The organism is Halopseudomonas pertucinogena, from assembly GCF_014646575.1.
GTDB classification, from domain to species: Bacteria; Pseudomonadota; Gammaproteobacteria; order Pseudomonadales; family Pseudomonadaceae; genus Halopseudomonas; species Halopseudomonas pertucinogena.
The window spans coordinates 72,240-96,343 of sequence record NZ_BMNN01000001.1; the positions used below are offsets into that span (position 1 = coordinate 72,240).

Genomic DNA, 24,104 nt, shown 5'->3' on the forward strand with positions numbered 1-24,104 from the left:
CTCGTCTAATTGTTATTGCGTCCGTGTTACTGCTTACAGAGTGGCGATGTGCGCCCGCTGTTCGCTCAGCTGGGCCAGGGCCTTTTCCGCCTCGGCCAGCTTCGCGCGTTCCTTGTCGATCACCGCAGCCGGGGCCTTGGCGACAAAGCCCTCGTTGCCGAGCTTGCCGCCAATACGCTTGACCTCGCCCTGCAGGCGACCAATTTCCTTGTCCAGACGGGCCAGCTCCGCGTCCTTGTCGATCAGCCCGGCCATGGGTACCAGCACTTCCAGCTCCCCGACCAGGGCGGTGGCCGCCAGCGGCGCCTCGTCCGAATCGGACAATACTGTGATCGACTCCAGTTTGGCCAGCTTCTTGAGGAAGGCCTCGTTCTCGCTCAGGCGGCGCTGATCCTCGGCACCGGCCTTGCGCAGCAATACCTCCAGCGCCTTGCCCGGAGCAATGTTCATTTCACCGCGGATGTTACGCACACCGAGGATCAGGCCCTTGAGCCATTCAATATCCCCTTCGGCCTCGGCATCAATGCGATCATCCGCCGCCACCGGCCAGGGCTGCAGCATGATGGTGTCGCCGCTGACGCCGGCCATCGGTGCGATGCGCTGCCAGATCTCTTCGGTGATGAAGGGCATGAACGGGTGGGCCAGGCGCAGGGCGGTTTCCAGCACGCGCACCAGGGTGCGGCGGGTACCACGCTGGCGCTCGGCCGGGGCGTTCTCGTCCCACAGCACCGGCTTGGACAGCTCCAGATACCAGTCGCAGTACTGGTTCCAGATGAACTCGTACAGCGCGCTGGCCGCCATGTCGAACCGGAACTGATCCAGATGACGGGTCACTTCCGCCTCGGTGCGCTGCAGCTGGGAAATGATCCAGCGGTCGGCCAGGGTCAGCTCGACGGGCTCACCATTGACGCCGGTATCCTTGTCCTCGCACTGCATCATTACATAGCGCGCGGCGTTCCAGATCTTGTTGCAGAAGTTGCGATAGCCCTCGACCCGGCCCATGTCGAACTTGATGTCCCGCCCGGTGGAGGCCAGCGACAGGTTGGTAAAGCGCAGGGCGTCGGTGCCGTAGGCAGCAATGCCCTCGGGGAACTCGGCGCGGGTCTGCTTCTCGATCTTCGCCGCCAGCTGCGGCTGCATCATGCCGCTGGTGCGCTTGGCCACCAGGGATTCCAGATCGATACCGTCGACGATATCCAGCGGATCGAGCACGTTGCCCTTGGACTTGGACATCTTGTGGCCCTGGCTGTCACGCACCAGGCCGTGCACATACACGGTCTTGAACGGAATCTGCGGGGTGCCGTCCTCATGCTTCATCAGGTGCATGGTCATCATGATCATGCGCGCCACCCAGAAGAAGATGATGTCGAAACCGGTTACCAGCACATCGGTGGGGTGGAAGGTCTTCAGCGCCTCGGTCTGCTCCGGCCAACCCAGGGTGGAGAAGGTCCACAGGCCCGAGCTGAACCAGGTGTCCAGCACGTCCTCGTCCTGACGCAGCGGTGCATCGCCCAGGTTGTGCTTGGCGCGCACTTCCGCCTCGTCGCGGCCGACATAAACGTTACCCGCCTCGTCATACCAGGCCGGAATGCGGTGGCCCCACCACAGCTGGCGGGAAATACACCAATCCTGGATGTCGCGCATCCAGGAGAAATACATGTTCTCGTACTGCTTGGGCACGAACTGGATGCGGCCATCTTCCACTGCGGCAATTGCCTGCTCGGCCAGCAGCTTGGTGGACACGTACCATTGATCCGTCAACCAGGGCTCGATCACCGCACCGGAGCGGTCGCCCTTCGGCGTCTTCAGGCTGTGCGGCTCGATCTTCTCCAGCAGGCCAGCAGAGTCGAAGTCTTCAACGATGCGCTTGCGCGCCTCGAAGCGGTCCAGCCCGGCATAGGCGGCGGGCAGGGTGGCGTCCACCTCGTTATTCACGCTGCCATCGACATTGAACACCTGCGCGGTTGCCAGTATCGCTGCGTCCTTATCCAGCACGTTGATCAGCGGCAGGTTGTGGCGCTTGCCCACGTCATAGTCGTTGAAGTCATGGGCCGGAGTGATCTTCACGCAGCCGGTACCGAACTCCGGGTCGCAGTAGTCGTCGCCAACAATCGGAATGCGCCGGCCCACCAGGGGCAGCTCGACGAACTTGCCGATCAGCGCCTTGTAACGCTCATCCTCCGGGTTCACCGCCACAGCGGTATCACCGAGCATGGTCTCGGGGCGGGTAGTGGCAACGATCAGATAGTTCTTGCCGTCAGCGGTGGTCGCGCCATCGGCCAGCGGATAACGCAGGTGCCACAGCGAACCGGTCTCGTCGTGGTTCTCCACTTCAAGATCGGAAATGGCCGTGTGCAGTTTCGGGTCCCAGTTCACCAGGCGCTTGCCGCGATAGATCAGCCCGTCCTCATACAGACGAACAAAGGCCTCCTTCACCGCCTCGGACAGACCCTCGTCCATGGTGAAGCGCTCGCGGGTCCAGTCCACCGAACTGCCCAGACGACGGATCTGGCTGGTGATGGTGCCGCCGGACTGCTCCTTCCACTCCCACACCTTCTCCAGGAACTTCTCCCGACCCAGGTCGTGTCGGCTCACACCCTGAGCCGCCAGCTGACGCTCGACCACCATCTGGGTGGCGATACCCGCGTGGTCGGTACCCGGCTGCCACAGGGTGTTGCGACCCTGCATGCGGCGGAAGCGGATCAGCGCATCCATCACCGAGTTGTTGAAACCATGGCCCATGTGCAGGCTGCCGGTCACGTTCGGCGGCGGGAGGGCAATGGTGTAGGGCTCGCCAGACCCCTGGGGAGCAAAGTAGTTGTTTTGCTCCCAGGTCTGGTACCAGGAAGATTCAATGGCGTGGGGCTGGTAGGTTTTATCCATGGGTGTTCTGAGTGTCCGGTATCAGGCTGGCGACGTAACAGGGTGCCACGGCGCCGAACAGGAGTCCCGCCCGGCCCGCTGATCGGTGGGGCTGAAAAGACAGGCAGGCTCCGCGCGCCGTGAGACAGAGTCGCAAAAGGGGCCATTATAGCGAGGTGGGGCGGTGGAGGCATCTTTGATTGGTGGATGGGCGGGTTCTGCGGGGACTGATAAGATACCGCCCGGCTTACGGGTGCAAGCCGTGGACTGCTCCGGGTTATGGCCAAGCGCTATTGGTTGAGCTATGTTGATGACTAAGTAAGTATGAAAATTTTCACGCGCAGAGGGTGGTTTTTGTTCATAAAAGACCAAAGATATCCTGCCCCCCCCCCTGTCTGTGGCAGAGCGGTAGTTTAGTTGATCAGGCGGTTTTCGCTGATAATAGGCAATGAAAAGACACAGTAAAGCGAGCCGAGGGTAGTGTAGTTAACGGGTTTAAAATTATGTGTTGTGAGGATGCGATTAGACCGAGCCTTGGTGTTTAGTTTATAGGAGCTTTTGATGGTGCGCAAGAGAGCTCCAGACATTTATATGTGCAGTATTCCAGCTGAATGTTAGTTTGAAAATGGAAGTTCATAAAATATGTATAGAAAGAAGCAGTCAAGTAGGTTGACGAGTCAGCACAAGTTGTCTCAGGGGGTGGTTGGTATATTTGGTGAGAATGCAAAATTGCATGATCTCACGGTTGGTAAGATTTCAAGATTAGTTATGAAGGAACTCGCGAGCGAGTTTCCTAAGTTATCTTTTAGACATAGAGAGAGTATAAGGAAATCTGAGATAAATGAAGCGTTAAAGAAAGTTGATCCCGAGCTGGGCCAAACTTTGTTCGTTTCAAACTCTAGCATTAAGCCGGATGGCGGAGTGGTAGAGGTTAAAGACGACAACGGTGAGTGGAGAGTTGTGTTGGTAACGGAGGCAAAAAATCAAGGAAAAGATGTGGAGAACATATTAAAAGGGGTGTTGGTTGGTAAGAATAGTGACCAAGACTTGATGGCCGCCGGAAATGCGATAGAAAGATCGCATAAAAACATTTCAGAAATTGCTAATTTGATGTTGTCGGAAAGCTACTTCCCGTATGTTTTGTTCCTTGAGGGCTCTAATTTTTTGACTGAAACAATCTCAGTTGCTAGGCCTGACGGAAGAGTTGTAACGCTTGATTGCAATTCAGGGATGTTGAATAGACTGGACAGATTGACTGCGGCTAACTATGGGATGCCAATAAACAAGAATCTATGTGTAAATAAGTTTGTGAAGCATAAAGATAAAGCGATTATGCTGCAGGCAGCTTCAATATACTCGCAAGGGTACGGTAAAAGGTGGGACGCCGAAGATATGTTTGAAGTTATGGTTGACGTTGCTAAAACCTCCCTTAGAGCGCTTGGTAGTGATCTGTTTAATCAAATCACATCTAAAGAATAGCTTGGAGGTAATAAGGTTTGTGGACCAAGGCGAGTGATTAATGGCTAGGCAAGCAACCAATGAATTGCTGAGAAAAGCGAAAAAGTCAAAGAGTGACGAGTTTTACACTCAGCTCTGTGACATCGAAAGTGAGCTGCAGCATTACAAGTCTCACTTTAAAGATAAAGTTGTTTTTTGTAATTGCGATGATCCAAGGGTGAGCAATTTTTTTAGATATTTCGCTAATAATTTTGAGGAATTAGGGTTAAAGAAGATAATCACATCATGCTACAGAGAGCAGTCAGGCGATTTGTTTAAGGAGTCGAACGAAGAGCGTGGTTTTTTCTTTGAATATACAAATACTGATGAGGAAAAAAGTCAGATAAGCTCTCCTGAGGTGGCTTATTTTAAGGGTGATGGGGATTTCAGAAGTCCAGAGAGTATTGAGCTTCTGAAGCAGGCAGATATAGTCGTGACCAATCCACCATTCTCACTGTTTAGAGAGTATGTTGATCAGCTGGTTAAGTTTGACAAGAAGTTTTTGATAATTGGAAATGTTAATGCGATAACTTATAAGGAAATTTTTAAGCTAATCGCAGAGAATAAAGCGTGGTTAGGAATCAATTTGGGAAGAGGTGTTTCTGGCTTTATCGTCCCCGAGCACTATGAGCTTTACGGTACAGAAGCCCGTATTGATGAACAAGGGAATAGAATAGTTTCTCCGAACAATTGTTTGTGGCTAACGAATTTGGATACCTCCATGCGTCACGAAGATATTGTTCTGACAAAAAGATATTACGGCAACGAAAGCAAATACTTAAAGTATGACAACTATGATGGGATTAATATTGATAGGACGAAAGATATACCTTTGGATTACAAGGGCGCTATGGGTGTGCCAATAACATTTTTGCATAAGTTCAACCCTGATCAGTTTGAGATAATAAAGTTCAGGAAGGGGGATGATGAAAAGGATTTGTCAATAAACGGCAAGTGCCCCTATTTCAGGATACTTATAAAAAATAAGCGCATCTAAGTACAGTAAGCCTCATAAATCTTTGCAGCAAGACTGCTGATGTGGACTTATGCCTCGATTCGAGCGCGAATAGGTGGATCATAAAAGGCGGTCGCAGGAAGAAGGACCTGGAGTCCACAAGCACGCTCTGCTCGAAAAAAACAGGTCGCGTTATGCAGCCTGGCTGCGCTATGGGAGTGTTGCCCAGCCCGAGGTACAACCGGTGAGGTGTTGTCAGGGTCGTATACCCTGTCGTGGGCATGGGTGCTATTACTGCTTCAGCAGTATTAGCCTGGTGTAACTATCGCTGCGCAAACTGGTTTCGGTTTGAATCGCCCCTGGTTTTGTAGACACCTCCAGGCCTTATACTGAAGGCACCTAGGAGGACGCATGAGCCGAGTACGATACACCGAAGAATTCAAGATCGAAGCCGTTAAACAGGTGGTAAACCGAGGTTACCGGGTTGCTGATGTGGCTATCCGACTGGGGATTTCCAGTCATAGCCTGTACCAGTGGATAAAGCTTCACTCCAAGCCCGCCGAAACGCGCCAACAGGATGCTGACTTGCAGGCCGAGAACCGTCGATTGAAGGCAGAACTGAAGCGCGTGTCAGAAGAGCGAGATATTTTAAAAAAGGCCACCGCGTACTTCGCCAGAGAGTCCGACTGAGGTACGCGTTCATTGAAGCTCATTCGGATCAGTGTCCGGTACGTCGGCTGTGCAGGGTGATGTCTGTTCATCCAAGTGGTTATTACGCCTGGTGCCAGAACAAGCTGTCGCAGCGTGATCAGGAAGACCAACGTCTTCTCGGCCGGATAAAACACGCGTGGCTGGAAAGCGGCGGGGTGTATGGGTACCGCAAGATCCATCAGGATTTGCGTGAAGAAGGCGTTCGCTGCGGTAAGCATCGAGTCGCCCGCCTCATGCGTAGCGAAGGGCTGCGGTCCCAGACCGGCTATCGACGCCGTCCAGGGCACTACAGTGGCAAACCGGCGGTTGTTTCCCCCAATCATCTTGATAGACAGTTTGACGCGCCTGCACCCAATGTGGCCTGGGTTACCGATATCACCTACATCCGCACCTATGAAGGCTGGCTCTACCTGGCAGTCGTTATCGATCTGTTCTCTCGGCAGGTTGTCGGCTGGTCGATGAAACCCCGGATGGCTTCCGATCTGGCGTTGGACGCGCTCTTGGCTGCCGTGTGGCGACGAAAGCCGTCAGGCCAGGTCATGGTTCATTCTGATCAGGGGAGCCAGTTCAGCAGCAGTGACTGGCAAAGCTTCTTGAAAGCAAATCGTCTTGTAGGAAGCATGAGCCGGCGTGGCAACTGCCATGATAATGCTGTGGCCGAAAGCTTCTTTCAGCTTCTCAAACGTGAGCGAATTAAACGGCAGATATACCCAACACGGGAGGCTGCCAGGCGCGATGTGTTCAATTACATCGAAATGTTTTATAACCCGAGACGGCGCTATGGCACGACCGACAACCTGTCGCCGGTCGAATATGAACGTCGCTATTTCCAGAGCCTGACGGGTGTCTAGAGTACTCGGGGCAGTTCGATGGCACTGCAACAGACATTAGTCAAAATCACCAAGCAAAGAGCCATAGCGATTTTCCCACAGGGTGCGGTGTGGCGGTAACCGCTAATGTATATATGTTCATCTGATCCTGGCTTTACTCGCCCCATGCATTCTCTTTTCCTGCGCCCTAGACAAGGCACAGCGGATGCCAGCGGTCGCTGACCGCGCATCCGCTGCTGGCTAGCGAGTCCGAACAACCTGAATGGCCAAGGCCTGTTATTTAAACTATGTTGATCGCTGTCTCTACCGGACCGGCTTCAGCGGGGTTGATATTTGGCGTCGGTTACTGGAGCACGCTACCGAAGATGGACGCCCTGACCTTGGTAGGGAAGTTGCAGCGCGATCTCGATTGAGCCGGTAATTGGTCCAGCAGAGCACGGCCGTGATCGCGGCTTCGTACCAAGGAAGAAAAGTTATACTGCTGAGAAGTACGGGATGCTGTAAGTCGTCTTAGGTCGCGCGGTTGAACATTAGTTATGCCGACGCTGTGCGCCGGGTGCGTCTATTTTACTCAAGATAGGTGATGTAATGGATACTATTGAAAGCTACGTTAGAAGTTTTTCGGAGTCTTGGATATCACCATATGTTCCGTTGCTAGGGCTGGTTTTACTTTGTTCCGGTTTTATGTATGTCCGCGCGAGGGCTGGTTCTACTTTGTTTTTACACGAGAGAATTTGGCGATTTTTGAGCGGGCAAATCACATTCGCAAATCAGGATATTAATGAGGCGTGGAGAAAAACAGTAGAGTATGAAAGTTTTAAGTTTAAAACGGGGATACGATTTCCGAGCTACGCAAAGATAGAAGAAACTATGTGGTGGTTGAACTATCATAAAGTCGGTCTTGAAGAGTTGATTTTAGTTAGAAGTTACTTTGATTCAAAAAATGTCAGGCTGCGAAGTCCCTGCCTGGGTTGCTTTGTATTTTCTCTGGCTTTAGCGGGAGTTTTTCTCATTGCATCAATGATTCTGGTTATTGTTTTTTCCTTTCCCGCCGCGCTTTTAACGATAAAGGATACGGGTACCGTGATGTGGGTTCAGCAAGATCAAAATAAGGCGCGGTCATGGAACGGGTTTTCTTGGGTTGTCGACAAGGAATCTTGTGGAAGCTCAGAGTATTTAATTGCGCTTTCTGACCAAGATGGCGCGGTGGTTTGCGAGATTTTAAATGAGGGTGGGGTGGATGAGTATTTGGATAAAGTTATTAATCAGCAAAGGACGGTGGGCTACCTGCTATTTTTTATCATTTTTTTGTCTATCATTTTTGTTATAAGGTTGCATAGGGTTGCAGAATATGCAAAAAAAATATCCGAGAGAGTCGATTCCGGTGAAAGTAGGCAATTGGAAATAGAAGGCTTATGAATGGCTGCTGACTTGCGACGTCCAACCCTGTTCTCAATTTTTTATTTTCACTGCGGCTCATGGAAGTGGCGGCCGAGCGGCTGCATGTTAACGGACTATATTAAATGTAACGATGCCCCGCCTCGATTGTCCGTATGCGCTCCATAAACCCCACCTTCCAGCAGGGCTACTGATCAGTAACTATTGACCTGTCCGCAGTTCCACGGCAGCAGTGCTTCGTAGTCAGCGGTGGTCGTGGCCAGCGGCAGGTGCTCCAGCACGTGGCGCAACCAGGCATAGGGTTCCTGCCCGTTGGCCTTGGCCGTTTCGATCAGGCTGTAGAGCAGCGCGCTGGCACGGGCGCCCTTGGATGTGTCGCTGAACAGCCAGTTTTTGCGACCGATGACGAACGGGCGGATGGCACGTTCGGCTGGGTTGTTGTCGATCGGCAGGTGGCCGCCTTCCAGGTAGCGGATCAGCCTGGACCAGTTGTTGGACAGGTAGCTGATAGCCTTACCCAGCGCACTCTGCGGTGTGATGTGCGGCTGTGTCTTGTCCAGCCAGCTTTTCAGTTGCTGCAGGATCGGCTCGCTTTTTTGCTGCCTGATTTGCCGGCGCATGCTGTCGTCCGCATGCTTGCCCTCACGCTCTACGCCATACAGTTTGTTGATCAGGTTCAAGGCCATGTCGGCACGGCCGGTCTTGCCCCTGGGTTGAGCCTTTTGCGCCTCAATGAACTTGCGTCGAGCATGGGCCCAGCATCCCAGACGCTCAACGCCTTCCACAGCAGCGATGCCGTTGTAACCGGCATAATCATCCGTCATCAGGTAGCCCTGATAGCCTGCGAGCAGGCGCAATGGCACTTCCTGAGCTCGACTGGTGGTGTAGTCAAACAGGATCACCGGGTGGCCCGGTGGGCCACCGGTCTGCACCCACATCCAGGATTGGCTGGTCGGGTCTCGCCCCGCCTCGTTGAGCACCTTCAACCGGGTTTCATCGCAGTGGATCACCGAGCTATCGAGCAGCCGGTCACGCATCAGGTTCACCAGCGGTTGCAGGTGGTCGCTGCACTGAATGACCCAGCGGGCCAGCGCATTGCGCGGGATCGAGACGCCATGGCGTTGCAGTACTTTCTCGAAGCGGTGCAGCGGTAACCCATCGGCATACTTGGTGGTCAGCAGCATGGCCAGCACACTGGGACTGGCCATGCTCTTTTCGATCAGTTGGGCCGGCCTGTCGGCGGTAACCGGCGCTGTTTCACAGCCCTTGCAAGCATAAACTTTGCGGATATGCCGGATAACCCGGATCTGCATCGGGATGATCTCCAGCTGTTCGCTGGTTTCTTCACCGATGGCCTGCTTGCGGCAACCACAGTCACAGGTCAGCTCGTGCTCGGGCAGCTCATGCATCACCTCGACACGCGGCAGCTCGGCAGGCAGTGGTTTGCGCTTGCCGCGCTTCTTGGCAGGCTCCGGTGCTACGATCTCTTCATCCTCTGCCGTTGGCGATGCCTCAGCCAGATTTTCTGCCTCGTTGAACATGCCCAGCTGCGGCGAGTTCGGGTCAGTACTCTGCTCCGACTTGCGCCCGAACAGGCGCTGACGCAGGAGGCTGACCTGCTCCTGCAGTTGCGCAATGGTGTTCTGATCCGCCTGGCGATCAACAACCGCATCGCGCAGCATTTGCTTGAGCAAGTCGGGGTCGTTCGGCAGGGGATCAGGCAGTGAAATCATGCTGTGGATTATACCAGTGTCAGGCTACATAACGCGGCCTCAATACCTTGTGCGGACGGTCGCGCCACAGGTCAAAACCGTCCAGCATCCAGTTCAGCTCCTCGGCGGTCAGCTCGATGGCATCATCGCGGATATCTGGCGGTGCTTTGAAGCGCTCGGCCTCCAGGCGCTTGAGCCAGAGGCAGAAGCCGTTGCGTTCCCAGTACAGGATCTTTACCCGGTTGCGGGCCCGATTCAGGAACACAAACAGTACGGGGTCGAACACGGCGGCCTTGATGTCCAGCTCGACCAGGGCTGACAGGCCGTCAATGGACTTTCTGAAGTCCACCGGCTTGGGGTACAGGTAGACTTTTTTCACTTTGGCGCCCGGACGCATCATGCGGAAAACCTCCAGAGGGTATACGGAAGGTCAGCATGGCGCGGACAGAACTTTGATTGTAGGTGGGGTTTATGGAGCGCTTACGTCTGGTTGGGCTGTCCGTCTTTGCCGGGGCGGGCGTCCCGGCTTGCCAAGTGTCACCGACTGGCCGGTCAGTTGCGCTTGGAGCATTGCGAAAAAGTGTGGGCTGGGAAGGAGCGAGGCGCGGCCTGGCCCACAGAGTTTCATCTGACCTACTGCTTTCATACCCGAGTTTTATATGTGATCGACGGCCCCTCATCTGTGGAAGTTGCGTCCTGGTAGCGATGGACCGCGAGCGGGCCGGTATCACTTTCAGACTACGTCTAATACCAAGGAAAAGGCCTATGGCCACGAGCTTCTTTCTAAGTTAAGGTCGGGCCAGCAATGGATTGCAGCAACTTCCGCCCACGCGGCAAGGATAGCTCAATCCAGCTCGGCCAGAATGTATTAACCAGATTAGCTATCAGGAGCTGCAAGGATGCTGTTTTTATCTCTTAAGCGTGGATATCGTGAAAAATACTCGTTGATATTTCTCGTCTCTGCATCTCTGGCCGGATGTGTCAGCGGTGCTTATCAGGATCCGGCGGAGCAAGACGTGGCGAAAATAAGATTTGTGTCTGACCTGACTAACGCTACGTTTGATTATATTGATGATAAGAATTGTGGAGGGGTACCAACGGGCTTGCTGAATAACTGGCTGGTTGTTGATACCCGACGGAGAGTTTCTATGTCTGCCCCTCCGCCGCAGGGTGCGAAAAACTACATAGAGATAAAGCTAATACCTGAAAAAGAGGTGATGTTTAGAGCTAACACCCTGTCGAACTCAGGAGGATCAGTTTGTGGGTTGAGTTTTAAGCTTCGGCCGGAAGCTAATGCGGAGTATGAAGCTGAATTCTCACGAGTGAAAAATTATTGTGTTCTAAAGCTTTCGAAGTTGCACATGGTCGACGAGGAGGTAGAACGAGTGCCGCTACCCATCAATAGAGCGGCGTTGGATGGCTGCGCTGGATGAAGTCGACGCTCTTTCAGCGGTCGAGCGGTCTGAGGTTTTTTGCCTGGCGGGCAAATTCATGCTGATCCGTGTGTCAAGTGGCTACGTAATGATGACCTGTTGGGCTTGCGGGTGTGATAGTGGTCCCAATCTCGGTGCATGAAGCCCCGCTCGCAATTCCATAACGGTATATTCTCCTGTTCCCTCACACAGAGAAGTCACATGGCCGCTACAAGGTTTTTTCTTTATCTCATCTTCGCAGTGCTGTGCAGCCTGAGCCTTAATGCTTCCGCCACCGGAAAAACCAGGATCTTCTATAGCGCCTACTTCTCTGGCTATGTGCCGACCGCTTCGCTGGAAGGGGCAACCTTCTTTGGTTCGTATGCGGGGGGGCTGGGCATCAGGTTTTCGTCCACAGAGTACGTTGCCGGGACAATCATCACCCACGAACTGGAAAATCTCGATGCGGACTTCAACCTTGCTGATTACCCGCTGTACTTTTTTGGGTTGAAGGACACCTCTGACCTTCCTCCCGAAGTTGCCAAGCCTTTCGATAACTCGCGCGAAGAGATGAAATCCAGCATGAACGATCCACCCATCGATACATTGAAAATTGATGGCGCAACGGTATACATCGCTTGTTCCCCACACTGTGAAGCTCTCGTCGTGCAGGAAAGCCAAGCCGAGCAGATCCTCCACCTGACTTCGCGGGGGCTCGGTCAAAACGAGCTGGTTTCGATTCTGACGGGACATCAACATGCGGCTGAGTAATGAGGAAAAGGATCACTTGCACGCGGTGATCGTCGCCTTTGTCGGTGACGACCCGAGGCTTCATGCAGTAAAGCCGCCCTTTAACGAGAACACTGTGGCTGCTGTGGAGGAGATGATTGGCCAAAACCTCAATTGCAATGAGTCCATGAAGTTGCTGGTTGCAGAGATGCTGTCGGGCGGCCGGGTATTGGCTTCTGGATGGTTAAGACGGTCGCTCGGCGCGGCATCAAAAGCTGTAAAGTCCAGCGTTCTTAACGGAGCTGGTTGCAGAAGTGCTACACGAGCAAAATGGATGACCTATATCGTTCTGACAGCAAATTGATCCTCCTTCCTCACTAGATATATACGCTGCGCCGCCCCGAGTTTTAACCGTGGCATCTCATTGACTATGCTGCGCGCTGGGCAAGCGCAGCGGGTGTTGGCGGCGCTGACTGCCCGTACCGATCGCTCCTTTCCCGGTGAAACGCTCATCCGGTGTCAGGGCAAAATGTTTTTTAAATAAGCGGCTCGGTCAAACCCTTCTAGCACATGCCTCCGCATCTCGGACTCTGGTTCTAAGGCGGGCAGCGACAAGAATTGATGCTTACGTGTTTCCGCCAGTTCGCTCTCGGCCATTAGCTCAGCAATTACGCAGTTCATGTTTTTCTCACAGGGCAAACCTGGATTGTTCAAAAGCCTTGCCACCTCCGCGTAGCACGCCTTCGCTTCAGTGCGGGGCTCACCTGTGCGTTCCTTGAGCAAACAATAAAGGAAGCGGTACTCCATATTCTGCGGCGCCAGTGCTGCCGCCGCTTCCATGTCTGATAGTGCCGCGAGATAGTCCTGCTCTTGGATGCGGCTCGTGGCATTCGAGACCCTCAGCGCCGCCTGCGCCGCGTCTGGCGCTGGGTTACCAGAAGGATTCTCTTTGCTGCAACCGATGCATAGGAAGCTGATTAAAAGAAACGGTATTAAAGCTTTCATTACTCTTCAACAATATCCAGCGGCAATGTGATGGCGCCGGTAGGCTGTAGCGGAACGGCGTTGACCTCAGGAGCGCTATATATGTAACCACCTCGTATTGTGATGGATGCCTGGTTCATCTGCTTGGGCTCGGGTAGATCGAGCGATACCGAGCCGATTGGTGTGAATTCATCTGCAGGCCACATTCCCGGGTCTGCGCCGTGCATAATTGGCGCGTTATAGATCTCGCGTCCATTCAGGGAAACGGTAACCGCCGCGTTGAAATGAACGCGGCCTAAGTATTTAGCGGCGGTAAACCTCCTATACCGAGCATCCTGGATTCCACATGTTTCACACTGATGTGGCGATCATACGTCTGCAGTCACCATGTCAGGGCTCGCTTACCTGGATCTGTGATCAGGTTCGCATGAGATTGTGGCAGCTGAAATCCCGATGTTGGGAGCAGGCTACTTCTAGTCGGGCTTTGCTGAGATGGCACATGGCTTTCTTTTGCTATATGGTTGCCCGCTGCCAGGGAAGGCGATACCTCTGATCATTTCACAGGCGCGACAAGGACAAGCGTCCTGATAGCAATCGTGGAAGCTTCCCTGCTGAGGTGGCGTTTGGTTTACCCAAGCGCCGGTTTTATCAGCTGTGTATGGAGTGAGAAGTGAGAAAGATCTTAAGTGGGCTGCTGTTTGTTTCCGTAGTGACTGGGCTTCTGTCAGGCTGTTCCACCCGTCTGACCGACTTCACGGTTATCTCCTCAAAGAACGTTGAGCTTTCCCGCATGGGTGAATATCAGCGTGTCAACAAGCGGGTAAAGGGCGTGGATACCATCCACATCATTTCGTTTATCCCTACAGGTATGTACCCGAACGCAAAGAACGCGCTGGATAGAGCCATTCAGTCTCATCCTGGCGGTGTTGCGCTGGTGGACGGAGTGATCACCCGGAAGTATTTCTATATTCCACTGATCTATGGCCGCGATTGGTATGAAGTGGAAGGCAGCGTGCTGGTAGATCCTACATTACGTTAACCCGTCAGGGAGTCGCCTTTTTTGAACATCAGCGCCGAAGCGCCGAGTCAAGCTATCTTAGATAGCTTGACTGTTCTCTGCCTGCTTATCCAGAAGACCCAGAGAAGTCACTCGCCAAACAAGTCCATACCGTGAATATCCTGGACAAATTCGACGCACTGACCAACTCCATTACAATGGCCTACACGCTGGTGCAGGTGGAGCTGAAACGGCGCGGCGTGGCGATTCACGAAGTCTTCAACCAAGTGCACCGCTACAGCAAGGAAAGCTTCAACAGCGACAACTCGCTGCTACTTCGTTAAAGCGTGGGTATGCCAGCAACAGCGGCGCCGAGCTGAACTGACACCGATTATTCTTGCGACTCTTGAGTACCTTCTGTGAAGAAAATCTTACTTGTTCTGGTCTTCGTCTTTGGCCTGTTCCAACTTCAGCAGGGCGGGCATCTTGATGCTCTGCTTAATAGCGGCGGCTCTACTCAGTCCGACTCTGCCGGTTACTCGAACCTGTCCGCGCAGGAACAGGAGCTGCAGAAGACGCTGGGGCGGATTAGCCGAAACGGTCCATTCCCTTACCAACGCGATGGCATCACCTTCGAAAATCGGGAGCGATTGTTGCCAAGCAAGCCGCGGGGGTATTACCGGGAATACACAGTGGACACGCCCGGTTTGTCGCACAGGGGGCCGCGCCGGGTGGTGACCGGTGGCAACCCGCCTGTGGAGTTCTATTACACCGAGGATCACTACCGTTCCTTTAGTCGAATCAGGGGGCACTGACATGACGACAGCACCTGACCAGTCCGCGCCAATCACCTGGCAACCGAGGCACCAGCTGGATCAACCTGCCGTTGCTCTGGATGCAAATGGTCGGTTGAACAAGTCGATCCTGTTGCAGGCGCTCTGTGGCGCTTTCAACTTTCCGGCTTACTTCGGTGACAACTGGGATGCAGCCTATGACCTGTTGCTCGACCATGTGGATCAGCTGTCAGAACCTGCGCTCTGGCGCTTCTCGATTGAGGATGCATCCGAGGTGGATGAGGCTGATCTGGCGGACTGGTTTCAACTGATGATGGATGTTTGTACCTATGCCAGCTCCCGTGAAATACAATTGCGGGTAGAGATATACGGGGATGCCCTGGCGTGTGGTGTTGGCTCTTGAAGTTGGAAGTGATGATTTACAGTAGCTGGCAATCAAGGAGGTTAGGCTCGTGGATAAAGAGCGGTACTTGAGCGAAATTGAAAAGCGATTACTCAAATACTTTTCCGCCTCGCGTGAAGGTTACAAGGCTCCCGCGGAGGATCGACACCGCTTGGAAGGGTTCATGCAGGGGGCGGCGTTTATGGGATTTGCTTCAAGCAAGGAGCTGGCCGAACTGATGGGCCGGGCGCATGTTGCAGTGTTCGGTAAGTCCATCGAGGAGCGGCGAACGGAGAACGGATCGATTTGGCAGGAATCCGTAATTGACTATGACAGGTTTGAGCAACCGTCCTATATACGGAAAAGCTGAGTGACCTCGCTCAATCTTCACGGCTAACCGAAACTGCAACCGGCATGGTGATCCGCAATTGAGCGATAAGCCTCTTTTCCTGATCAGACCCAAAACAGTCCCAGAGCGCCTACCGCCAATGCCACCAGCAGGATTGAGCTGGCCCAGCGCGCCAGCGGCAGGCCTCCGATTACCAGTACTATCCCGGCCTTGACGGCGGTATTGGTCAGCGCCGCAAGGAGAATACCGCGCACGGCCACGTCGTTGGCCAGCTCGCCCTTGGCTTGTTGGGCCAGGGCGATGGTTACGGCATCCACGTCGGCAATCCCGGCAATGACTGCGAGGATATAGACGCCTTCACTGCCAAACCAATGCTCTGCACCCTTGGACAATATGAATATCAGCGCCAGGAACCCGGCCATGATCAATGCCTGTTGAAGATCCAGCGGGTTATGCATTGGTGGTGTATGACCTACCGGCTGTTCATCCCGGCGGCGTAACAGGATCCACAACAATGCCATCAGGGGTACCAGTGCCAGCCCGAGCAAGCCTGGCAGCAGGGGCGGCAGCAATGTGCGATTGACCACAGCCACTTCCAGTATCAAACGTAACGCCATGGTGCCGCAGGCCAGGGCAATGCCCGCTCCAAGCAGGGCGTTGCGGCTGCCATCCGAGCGTGCCATGCGCGAGAAAGCGAGGGTCAGCGCGGTACTGGACGCGAGTCCGCCGAGCAGGGCGGTCAGCACCAGCCCAACACGATCTCCCAACAGTCTGACGGCGAAATAACCAGCGAAACTGATGCCGGCAATCAGGATCACCAGCCAGCCGATCACCTGTGGGTTGATGCTGCCCCACGGGCCCATGGCCTCGTTCGGTAGTAGCGGCAGTATCACCAGCACGATCACCAGCAATTGCAACGATGCATTCAGCTCCAGGCGGGACAGGCTGCGCAGCAGTGCATGCAGCCGTTCCTTGGCGCCTAGCAGTACTGCAGTTATCACTGCCGCCGTTGCCGCTTCCAGATACAGACCGTGCACGGCGAGCGCGCCAAGCAGGAAAGCCAGCAGCGCGGCGACTTCGGTGGTGGCCCCAAGATCACCGGTGACTTTGCTGCTGTGGATATAACCGACGATAAGCAGGGCGGTGACGCCCAGCAGCCCCGCCGCTAATATCCAATCCGACGACAGCATGCCCAGCTGCGCGACCACCCCGCCGCCCAGACCCAGCAGGCCAAATGTGCGGATGCCGGTTACTGTCTGATCGTCGATCTCCTGGTGCCGCTCGGCATCCAGGTTCTGCGACTGCCAACCCCGCTCGAATCCGATGATCAGTCCGACCGCCAGGGCAATCAGCAAGCCCAGCAATTCCGTACCGTAGTTCAATCCATTCATTGCTTGCCATCTGCCTTTAACTGCCCCGACGCCAGACCCTTATAGTGCCCCATGGGCATGTCCAGTTACAGGGTTGGTTGAACACCGCTTCAATCAGAGTGGCGTCGGTCTTGCCGGTCTGTCGTGCGCCGCCAATCAGCAAGGAATTGCTTTTTTGTTCCTTTACATATGAAAAAAGGCGACTCCCCTGAGGTAGTCGCCTTTTTAGAACATCAGCGCCGAAGCGCCGAGTCAAACTATCTTAGATAGCTTGAATGTTCTCTGCCTGAAGGCCTTTCGGGCCTTGAGTCACGTTGAAGCTGACGCTTTGGCCTTCGGTCAGGGTTTTGAAGCCTGAGCCGGTGATGGCGCTGAAGTGAGCAAACACATCTGCACCAGATGCTTGCTCAATAAAACCAAAGCCTTTCGCTTCGTTGAACCACTTAACCGTACCAGTAACTGCTGACATAATCGTACCTACAAATAAGATATGGATGGCCCAATCGGACCGGTGTTGCCGGGAAAGAGTCTATTACTAAAAAATACGGGACGATTACATGCTGGAGAGTTGCTAGCTACTGGCAGGGATCGAACAGGCTTTTACAATATAGATCAGAACTTCCTAACCAGATCTACCCTACAGCATATTGCAGCCATGTCAATTTTTATATTTCAGGAAAAACCTGATCAGCGGCTGCGCATGGTGGCATCCTTGTTCGGTTATGCCGCACGCGGGGGCTGCCTAGACTCGGGCTACCGCGATCCTCTGTAACATCCCCCCGCCTCGATTGTCCCAAGTAACAGGTGTCGATCTTCGACGAGTGACTGGGGCGCCGTTGCGTATGCATGATCCGATCATCATTCCCACCGATGAAGGCCTGTTCTGTCCGGCGGGCAGTTTTCATATTGATCCGTGGCGTCCGGTGGCGACCGCCGTGATTACCCATGCCCACGCCGACCACGCCCGCGCCGGCAGCGAGCATTATCTGGCCCAGCACCACAGCCTGCCGATCATGCGCCACCGCCTGGGGGAGCATCATTTTACCGGGTTGGATTACGGCGAGCAGCGGCGTTTCGGTGCCATCACGCTGAGCCTGCACCCGGCCGGCCATGTGCTGGGCAGCGCTCAGGTTCGGCTGGCCCATGATGATGGTCGCGTCTGGGTGGTGACCGGTGATTACAAACGCGACCCTGATCCTACCTGTGCGCCCTTTGAAGTTATCCCCTGCGATACGCTGATCACCGAGGCGACCTTTGCCTTGCCCTGCTACCGCTGGCCGCCGGTGGAGCGGGTGGGGGAGCAGATCTGGCAGTGGTGGGCGGCGCATCCTGATCGGCCCTGCATTCTCTTTACCTACGCGCTGGGCAAGGCGCAGCGGGTACTGGCAGCGCTGACGGCCCATACCGATCGCCCGGTTCTTGTTCATGGTGCGATGGTGGCGATGACGGAGATCTACCGGCAGGCCGGTGTGCAGATGCTGCAGACTATTCCTGTTACCGAGCTGCCCTCCGATCATGATTTTGCCGGTGAGCTGATTCTCGCGCCGCCCTCGGCCGCCGGTTCGCCCTGGATGCGCCGCTTCCGCAATGCCAGCACCGGCTTTGCCTCCGGCTGGATGCGCATCCGCGGTAACCGCCGCCGGCGCGGTTATGACTATGGTTTCGAGCTGAGCGATCACGCCGACTGGCCGGCCTTGCTGCGCACCATCCGCGAGTGTGGCGCCCGCACTGTGCTGACCACGCACGGTCGCAGCGATGATCTGGTGCGCTATCTGCGCGAGCACGAGGGCATCGAAGCCCATGAGCTGGAAACCCTCTATGGCGGCGAGGACGACTGATGCAGGCCTTCGCCGAACTTTATACCGCGCTGGATTCAACCACCCGGACCCAGGCCAAGCTGGATGAACTGACGGCCTACTTTGACGGCGTCGATCCCCATGACGGCGCCTGGGCGGTGTACATACTGACTGGCCGCCGCATGAAGCGCCTGGTCGGTCCCCGCCGGCTGCGCGAGTGGCTGGCCGAGGCCAGTGGGTTGCCGGACTGGCTGGTTGAGGAAACCTACCAGCACGTGGGTGACCTGGCCGAAACCATCAGCCTGCTGATGGAAGACGACAGTGAGCGGCCGGCGGTGCAGGGCAGCTTCGCCGAATGGGTTGAGCAGAGCATTCTCAGCCTGCGCGATCTGGAGGAGGAGCAGCGCAAGGAACATGTCATCGCACTGTGGCGCACGTTGCCGCGCCACGCCTGCTTTCTGTACAACAAGTTGTTGACCGGCAGCCTGCGGGTCGGTGTCTCCCGCGGTCTGGTGGAGCGCGCCCTGGCGGCGCTCAGTGGCAAGCCCCGGGCCTTGATAGCGCGCCGCCTGATGGGTGAGTTCGAGCCCAGCGCCGAATTCTATCAGCGGTTGTTTGATGAGGAGCACCGGGAGGAGCGCCAGGGCCAGCCCTATCCCTTTTTTCTCGCGTCGCCTCTGGAGGGTGATCCTTCTGATTTGGGTGACCTGAGCCACTGGCTGGCTGAATGGAAGTGGGACGGCATCCGCGCCCAGTTGATTGCCCGGCCCGGCGGTATCTGGCTCTGGTCCCGTGGCGAAGAACCCATGGGTGGGCGCTTCCCCGAGGTGGAGGAAGCCGCGTTGGCGCTGCCGGAGGTGGTGCTTGATGGTGAGCTGCTGGCATGGGATGAGCAGGTATTGCCCTTCTCGCAGATGCAGCGGCGCATTCAACGCAAGACCGTAGGGCCGAAGCTGCTCAAGGAAGTTCCCGTAGTGTTTCTGGCCTATGATCTGCTGGAATATCAGGGTGAAGACTGGCGGGAGCGTCCCCTTGAGGAGCGTCGCATTGCCCTGCAAGCCGTGGTGGAGCAAGCCGCGCAGCCCGCGCTGCGCCTGAGTCCGATAACCGACGCCCGCGATTGGCCGGCGCTGGCGGCTCTCCGCGAAGGCAGCCGCGAGCGCGGCGTCGAGGGCCTGATGCTCAAGCGTCGCGCCAGCCCCTATCGCAGCGGGCGGGTGCGGGGCGATTGGTGGAAGTGGAAGATCGATCCGCTGACTATCGATGTCGTGCTGCTCTACGCTCAGCCGGGGCATGGCCGGCGCGCCAACCTGTATACCGACTACACCCTGGCCGTGCGGGACGGCGAGAATCTGGTGCCCATCGCCAAGGCCTACTCGGGGCTGACCGACAAGGAGATCCAGCAGCTGGATCACTGGATCCGGCGTAATACCGTGGAAAAATTCGGCCCGGTGCGCTCGCTCAAGCCCCAGCAGGTGCTGGAAATTGCCTTCGAGGGGATTCAGCCTTCGCCCCGGCACAAGTCAGGCATCGCGTTGCGTTTTCCGCGCATTGTTCGCTGGCGGCAGGACAAGCCGGTCGAGGAGGCCGATACCCTCGACCAGGTCAGAGAGCTGTTGCGCATCTATGGCAGCTGATACCTCGGTGGATGGCCTCCAGGCAATTGAAGACTGGTTCGCCCGCCAGGGCTGGCAGCCTGCGCTTTTTCAGCGGCGCAGCTGGGCGGCCTTCCGCGCCGGGCAGTCCGGTCTGATTCATGCCTCGACCGGCTCCGGCAAGACCCTGGCTGCCTGGCTCGGCCCGGTTTCCCTGGCGCTGGAGCAGGGCAGGGCACCTGCCGGCTTGCGGGTGTTGTGGATTACCCCGCTGCGGGCGCTGGCCTCGGATACGGCGGGCAATCTGCAACAGGCGGTGGACGGGCTGGGGCTGGATTGGCAGGTGGAGACCCGCACCGGCGACACCAGCGCCAGCGTACGGGCACGGCAGCGGCGCAAGCTGCCCCAGGCCCTGGTCACCACCCCGGAAAGTCTGTCCGTACTGCTGTCTTACCGCAACGTGGAGGAGAGTTTCCGCCAGCTGGATGCGGTCATCGTCGATGAATGGCACGAGTTGCTCGGCAGCAAGCGCGGTGTGCAGCTGCAACTGTGCCTGGCATGGTTGCGCGCGCGCCGTCCGGGTCTGCCGGTGTGGGGGCTCTCGGCAACCCTAGGCAACCTGGATGAGGCCATGCAGGTGCTGCTCGGTGAGGGCGCCGCGCCGGGCGTCAGTATTGCCGGCGACACCCACAAGACGCTGGCCGTGCGCGGCCTGATTCCGGCGACGCTGGAGCGCTTTCCCTGGGGCGGCCATCTGGGGCTGGCGCAGCTGGAGGGCGTGCTGGACTACCTGGAGCAGGGCGATACCGCGCTGCTGTTCACCAACACCCGATCCCAGGCCGAGCTGTGGTTCGAGTCAGTACTCAAGGCGCGCATGGACTGGCTGACCCAGCTGGCGCTGCACCACGGCTCGATCGACCGCAAGCTGCGCAAGCGGATCGAGGATGGGCTGCGCGCCGGGGATTTCCGCTGTGTGGTCTGCACCTCGAGTCTGGACCTGGGGGTGGATTTCTCGCCGGTGGATCGGGTGGTGCAGGTGGGCAGCCCCAAGGGCGTGGCTCGCCTGATGCAGCGCGCCGGCCGCTCCGGCCACCAGCCCGGAGCGCCCAGCGAGATTCTCTGCGTCCCCAGCCATGCCTTCGAGCTGGTGGAGATTGCCGCCGCACGCCGCGCCTGGGCGGCGGGGCGGGTCGAGGCGCGGCGGCCGTTGCGCCTGTGTCTGGATGTGCTGGTCCAACATCTGGTGACGCTGGCGGCAGGCCCCGGCTTCCGCGCCGAACAGGCTCTGGCCGAGGCCCAGGCGACCCACGCCTTTGCCGGCCTGACCGAGGAGATGTTCAACTGGTGCCTGGTGTTCATTACCCAGGGCGGACCGGTGCTGGAGCATTACCCGCAGTTTCATCGGGTGGTCGAACAGGACGGCCTGTACCGGGTGGAGGATACCGGCATCGCCCGCCGCCACCGCATGGCCATCGGCACCATCACCAGCGATGCGCAGATGCGGGTCAAGTTCCTGCGTGGCGGCTACCTGGGCACGGTGGAGGAGTCCTTTATCGCCCGGCTCAATCCCGGTGATGTGTTCCTGTTTTCCGGGCGGGCGCTGGAACTGATCAAGGTGCGCGATCTGGTGGCCTATGTGAAGCCCGCCTCCACCCGACGGCACAGCGTGCCCCGCTGGTACGGCGGGCGCCTGCCGCTGTCCTCCGAGCTGGCCGATACGGTGCTGGAAATACTGGAGGAGGTGGATCGGGGCATCTACCGCGACCCAGAAGTGGAGGCCGTGCGCCCGGTGCTGGAAGTGCAGCGCGAGCAGTCGGCCCTGCCGGGACGGCAGCACCTGCTGATCGAGCGCTGCCGCTCGCGGGAAGGTCACCACCTGTTCATCTTCCCCTTTGCCGGTCGGCTGGCCCATGAGGGGCTGGCGGCGCTGCTGGCCTGGCGCATCGGTCAGCTGCAGCCGGCCACTTTCTCCCTGTCGGTCAACGATTACGGTCTGGAGCTGCTGACGCCAACCGAACCGCCCGCGCTTACCGACACCCAGTGGCGGTTGCTGCTCAGCCCGGAGCAGCTGCTGGACGATGTGCTCGCCGCGCTGAACGCCAGTGAGCTGGCGCGCCGGCAGTTCCGTGATATTGCGCGCATCAGCGGGCTGGTGTTTCAGGGCTATCCCGGGCGGGGCAAGACCGACCGTCAGCTGCAGGCTTCCACCGGGCTGCTCTACGACACCCTGGCGCGCTACGACCCCGAGCACAAGCTGCTCGATCAGGCCCGCCGCGAAGTGATGGAAGACCAGCTGGATATCCGCAGGCTGCGTGCCGTGCTCGAGCGCGCCGCCGAGCAGGAGCTGATCATCATGACACCGAAACACTTCTCGCCCCTGGCCTTCCCGTTGTGGGTCGATCGCCTGCGTGGCCGGCTGAGCACCGAGAACTGGCGTCAGCGCGTGCAGCGCATGCTGGTGACCCTGGAGCGCAACGCCGATCGCGTCGCGAAGAAGCGCAAATGAGCCGCACGTTGGAGTGGGCGCTCGCGGGCGAGCGGGTCATCCTGCACGGTGACAAGGCGCTGTATTACCCGGCCCACGCCACGCTCATGGTGGCCGATACTCACTTTGGCAAGGGCGCCTTCTTCCGTCGCAAGGGGCTGGCGGTGCCGACCGGGCAGAGCCAGGATGACCTGCAACGGTTATCCGCCCTGATTGCGCATTTTGCACCGCAGCGTGTGATAGTACTCGGCGACTTCTTCCATCACCGGCCCAAACCCGGTGAACCTTTCCTTGAGCAGTTTCCTGGCTGGCTGGCGCGCCATGGCCATGTCCAGGTGGAGGCGGTGATTGGTAACCATGACCGGCACGCCAAAGGCATCGATATCGGCATCCCCTGGCATGCCACCCTGGATGTCGGCCCCTTTCACCTATGTCATGAGCCGCAAAGTGTGCCCGGCCGACATGTGCTGGCCGGGCATCTGCATCCGGTGTACAGCCTGTCGGCGGCGGGTGACCGGTTACGCGCCCCGGTATTCTGGTGTCGTGAGGGAGTGACGGTATTGCCGTCCTTCGGCGCTTTGACCGGCGGCTGGGATATTCAGCCGCAGGCCGGGGAGGCGGCGGTGCTGGTGGTGGAGGGCGAGTTGTATCCGATGGGGACGCGGGCGGGTGTCAGGGGGCGTTGTTAAAGCCCCAGATACTCCGCGATCAGAAACGCTTCACCTTTGCCTTCGTACTTGCCGAAATAGCTGACCGGCTCGCGGGTATCGTCCTCGACATAACCCACTTCACAATCTATGCCGTGTTGCTCGGCCAGGCGGTTGAACAGATCCACCGGCGGATTGAGGTGAATCTTCTTGGTCGCCGGCTGGCTGATGCCCAGCTGCCAGTCTTCACAATCGTCGCTTTCGCAGTCGTTGATCAGCGTCACCTTGTGGGCCGCATTCTCATCAGCATAGGCCTGCAGCGCCGCCTGCAATTCCGGCAGGCTCTGCCGCAGTTTCTTTTCGCGCTTTTCTTCAAGACGGTCGCAGGCGACCAGGATGTATATGAGCATGGGAGTCGTCCGGGTTGAATTGGCGTAACTCTAGCATTTAAGGGCCCCGGCGGCTTAACCGCGGTGATCGCAGACAGGCGCAAAATAACCCCTGAACGCTTCGTTTGCTCCTCTTGTCCACATCTCGGGAGGGCAATCTTTTTGTTTACCCCAGAGGATGAAACGATGCCGAATGACAAGAAAGGTAAA

General features: G+C 56.9%; 23 protein-coding genes. 16 read left to right on the top strand and 7 right to left on the bottom strand.

Annotation, left to right across the window (positions count from 1 at the left end; all coding sequences use genetic code 11):
* Window positions 1-33: 33 nt before the first annotated feature.
* The gene (locus IEW63_RS00340) at window positions 34-2,883 is read right to left on the bottom strand and encodes a valine--tRNA ligase (protein WP_188634627.1); all 2,850 of its coding nucleotides are present in this window, start codon (window positions 2,881-2,883) and stop codon (window positions 34-36) included.
* Between the two features lie 621 nt (window positions 2,884-3,504).
* Between IEW63_RS00340 and IEW63_RS00345 the strand changes: the two genes are divergently transcribed.
* The 4 genes from IEW63_RS00345 to IEW63_RS00360 all read left to right on the top strand — a co-directional run bounded on the left by IEW63_RS00345 (window position 3,505) and on the right by IEW63_RS00360 (window position 8,274).
* Window positions 3,505-4,341 carry an EcoRI family type II restriction endonuclease gene (locus IEW63_RS00345; protein ID WP_188634628.1) on the top strand — a complete coding sequence of 279 codons (837 nt, stop codon included), beginning with the start codon at window positions 3,505-3,507 and terminating at the stop codon, window positions 4,339-4,341.
* 40 nt (window positions 4,342-4,381) lie between these two features.
* A complete protein-coding gene (locus tag IEW63_RS00350; RefSeq protein ID WP_188634629.1) occupies window positions 4,382-5,356 on the top strand; it encodes an adenine-specific methyltransferase EcoRI family protein in 975 nt (324 codons plus the stop codon).
* A 369-nt stretch (window positions 5,357-5,725) separates the two neighbouring features.
* Window positions 5,726-6,876, top strand: a protein-coding gene (locus tag IEW63_RS00355) for an IS3 family transposase (RefSeq protein ID WP_188634630.1) whose coding sequence is annotated in 2 segments (ribosomal slippage) — window positions 5,726-5,963 and window positions 5,963-6,876 — 1,152 coding nt in all. Because the reading frame shifts where the segments join, the coding sequence is not laid out codon by codon here.
* Between the two features lie 567 nt (window positions 6,877-7,443).
* Window positions 7,444-8,274 (top strand): DUF6216 family protein, encoded by an 831-nt coding sequence (locus IEW63_RS00360; RefSeq protein ID WP_188634631.1) that lies wholly within the window; start codon window positions 7,444-7,446, stop codon window positions 8,272-8,274.
* Window positions 8,275-8,447: 173 nt separating this feature from the next.
* On the opposite strand, the gene tnpC is transcribed toward IEW63_RS00360, so the two are convergent.
* Together tnpC and tnpB are read right to left on the bottom strand one after the other, a co-directional pair.
* On the bottom strand, window positions 8,448-9,986 hold the full coding sequence (gene tnpC, locus IEW63_RS00365; protein ID WP_188634632.1) for an IS66 family transposase: 1,539 nt from the start codon (window positions 9,984-9,986) through the stop codon (window positions 8,448-8,450).
* A 19-nt stretch (window positions 9,987-10,005) separates the two neighbouring features.
* On the bottom strand, window positions 10,006-10,365 hold the full coding sequence (gene tnpB, locus IEW63_RS00370; protein ID WP_229710231.1) for an IS66 family insertion sequence element accessory protein TnpB: 360 nt from the start codon (window positions 10,363-10,365) through the stop codon (window positions 10,006-10,008).
* A gap of 499 nt (window positions 10,366-10,864) precedes the next feature.
* Between tnpB and IEW63_RS00375 the strand changes: the two genes are divergently transcribed.
* From IEW63_RS00375 to IEW63_RS00385, 3 genes are all read left to right on the top strand, one after another.
* Window positions 10,865-11,398: a hypothetical protein gene (locus IEW63_RS00375; protein WP_188634633.1), complete on the top strand. Its 534-nt coding sequence runs from the start codon at window positions 10,865-10,867 to the stop codon at window positions 11,396-11,398.
* Window positions 11,399-11,599: 201 nt separating this feature from the next.
* The gene (locus IEW63_RS00380) at window positions 11,600-12,148 is read left to right on the top strand and encodes a hypothetical protein (protein WP_188634634.1); all 549 of its coding nucleotides are present in this window, start codon (window positions 11,600-11,602) and stop codon (window positions 12,146-12,148) included.
* On the top strand, window positions 12,135-12,470 hold the full coding sequence (locus tag IEW63_RS00385; protein ID WP_188634635.1) for a hypothetical protein: 336 nt from the start codon (window positions 12,135-12,137) through the stop codon (window positions 12,468-12,470). The genes IEW63_RS00380 and IEW63_RS00385 overlap by 14 nt, the downstream gene beginning before the upstream one ends.
* Window positions 12,471-12,625: 155 nt before the next feature.
* Here IEW63_RS00385 and IEW63_RS00390 read toward each other — a convergent pair whose 3' ends face one another.
* The gene (locus IEW63_RS00390) at window positions 12,626-13,111 is read right to left on the bottom strand and encodes a hypothetical protein (protein WP_188634636.1); all 486 of its coding nucleotides are present in this window, start codon (window positions 13,109-13,111) and stop codon (window positions 12,626-12,628) included.
* 649 nt (window positions 13,112-13,760) lie between these two features.
* On the opposite strand from IEW63_RS00390, the gene IEW63_RS00395 reads away from it, so the two are divergent.
* From IEW63_RS00395 to IEW63_RS00415, 5 genes are all read left to right on the top strand, one after another.
* Complete coding sequence (locus IEW63_RS00395; protein WP_188634637.1) at window positions 13,761-14,129, top strand: hypothetical protein; 369 nt, start codon at window positions 13,761-13,763, stop codon at window positions 14,127-14,129.
* Between the two features lie 131 nt (window positions 14,130-14,260).
* Window positions 14,261-14,431, top strand: coding sequence for a type I restriction endonuclease (locus tag IEW63_RS14565; protein WP_229710233.1), 171 nt, complete (start codon window positions 14,261-14,263; stop codon window positions 14,429-14,431).
* Window positions 14,432-14,506: 75 nt separating this feature from the next.
* Entirely contained in the window at window positions 14,507-14,902 is a 396-nt protein-coding gene (locus tag IEW63_RS00405; protein ID WP_229710234.1) for a guanyl-specific ribonuclease, read from the top strand.
* A gap of 1 nt (window position 14,903) precedes the next feature.
* Entirely contained in the window at window positions 14,904-15,284 is a 381-nt protein-coding gene (locus IEW63_RS00410; protein ID WP_188634638.1) for a barstar family protein, read from the top strand.
* A gap of 67 nt (window positions 15,285-15,351) precedes the next feature.
* The gene (locus IEW63_RS00415; protein ID WP_188634639.1) at window positions 15,352-15,633 is read left to right on the top strand and encodes a hypothetical protein; all 282 of its coding nucleotides are present in this window, start codon (window positions 15,352-15,354) and stop codon (window positions 15,631-15,633) included.
* Window positions 15,634-15,716: 83 nt separating this feature from the next.
* On the opposite strand, the gene IEW63_RS00420 is transcribed toward IEW63_RS00415, so the two are convergent.
* Together IEW63_RS00420 and IEW63_RS00425 are read right to left on the bottom strand one after the other, a co-directional pair.
* Complete coding sequence (locus tag IEW63_RS00420; RefSeq protein WP_188634640.1) at window positions 15,717-17,003, bottom strand: MgtC/SapB family protein; 1,287 nt, start codon at window positions 17,001-17,003, stop codon at window positions 15,717-15,719.
* A gap of 241 nt (window positions 17,004-17,244) precedes the next feature.
* Window positions 17,245-17,451: a cold-shock protein gene (locus IEW63_RS00425; protein ID WP_044497641.1), complete on the bottom strand. Its 207-nt coding sequence runs from the start codon at window positions 17,449-17,451 to the stop codon at window positions 17,245-17,247.
* 373 nt (window positions 17,452-17,824) lie between these two features.
* On the opposite strand from IEW63_RS00425, the gene IEW63_RS00430 reads away from it, so the two are divergent.
* From IEW63_RS00430 to pdeM, 4 genes are read left to right on the top strand one after another with little or no spacing between them, the layout of a single operon-like run.
* Complete coding sequence (locus tag IEW63_RS00430; protein ID WP_188635503.1) at window positions 17,825-18,820, top strand: ligase-associated DNA damage response exonuclease; 996 nt, start codon at window positions 17,825-17,827, stop codon at window positions 18,818-18,820.
* Window positions 18,820-20,415 (top strand): ATP-dependent DNA ligase, encoded by a 1,596-nt coding sequence (locus IEW63_RS00435; RefSeq protein ID WP_188634641.1) that lies wholly within the window; start codon window positions 18,820-18,822, stop codon window positions 20,413-20,415. Before IEW63_RS00430 ends, IEW63_RS00435 begins: the two co-directional genes overlap by 1 nt.
* Window positions 20,405-22,879: a ligase-associated DNA damage response DEXH box helicase gene (locus IEW63_RS00440; protein ID WP_188634642.1), complete on the top strand. Its 2,475-nt coding sequence runs from the start codon at window positions 20,405-20,407 to the stop codon at window positions 22,877-22,879. The genes IEW63_RS00435 and IEW63_RS00440 overlap by 11 nt, the downstream gene beginning before the upstream one ends.
* Window positions 22,876-23,547, top strand: coding sequence for a ligase-associated DNA damage response endonuclease PdeM (gene pdeM / locus IEW63_RS00445; protein ID WP_188634643.1), 672 nt, complete (start codon window positions 22,876-22,878; stop codon window positions 23,545-23,547). The genes IEW63_RS00440 and pdeM overlap by 4 nt, the downstream gene beginning before the upstream one ends.
* Here the strand turns inward: pdeM and IEW63_RS00450 are convergent.
* Window positions 23,544-23,915, bottom strand: a complete 372-nt coding sequence (locus IEW63_RS00450) for a hypothetical protein (RefSeq protein WP_188634644.1) — start codon at window positions 23,913-23,915, stop codon at window positions 23,544-23,546. The genes pdeM and IEW63_RS00450 overlap by 4 nt on opposite strands.
* Window positions 23,916-24,104 lie beyond the last annotated feature (189 nt).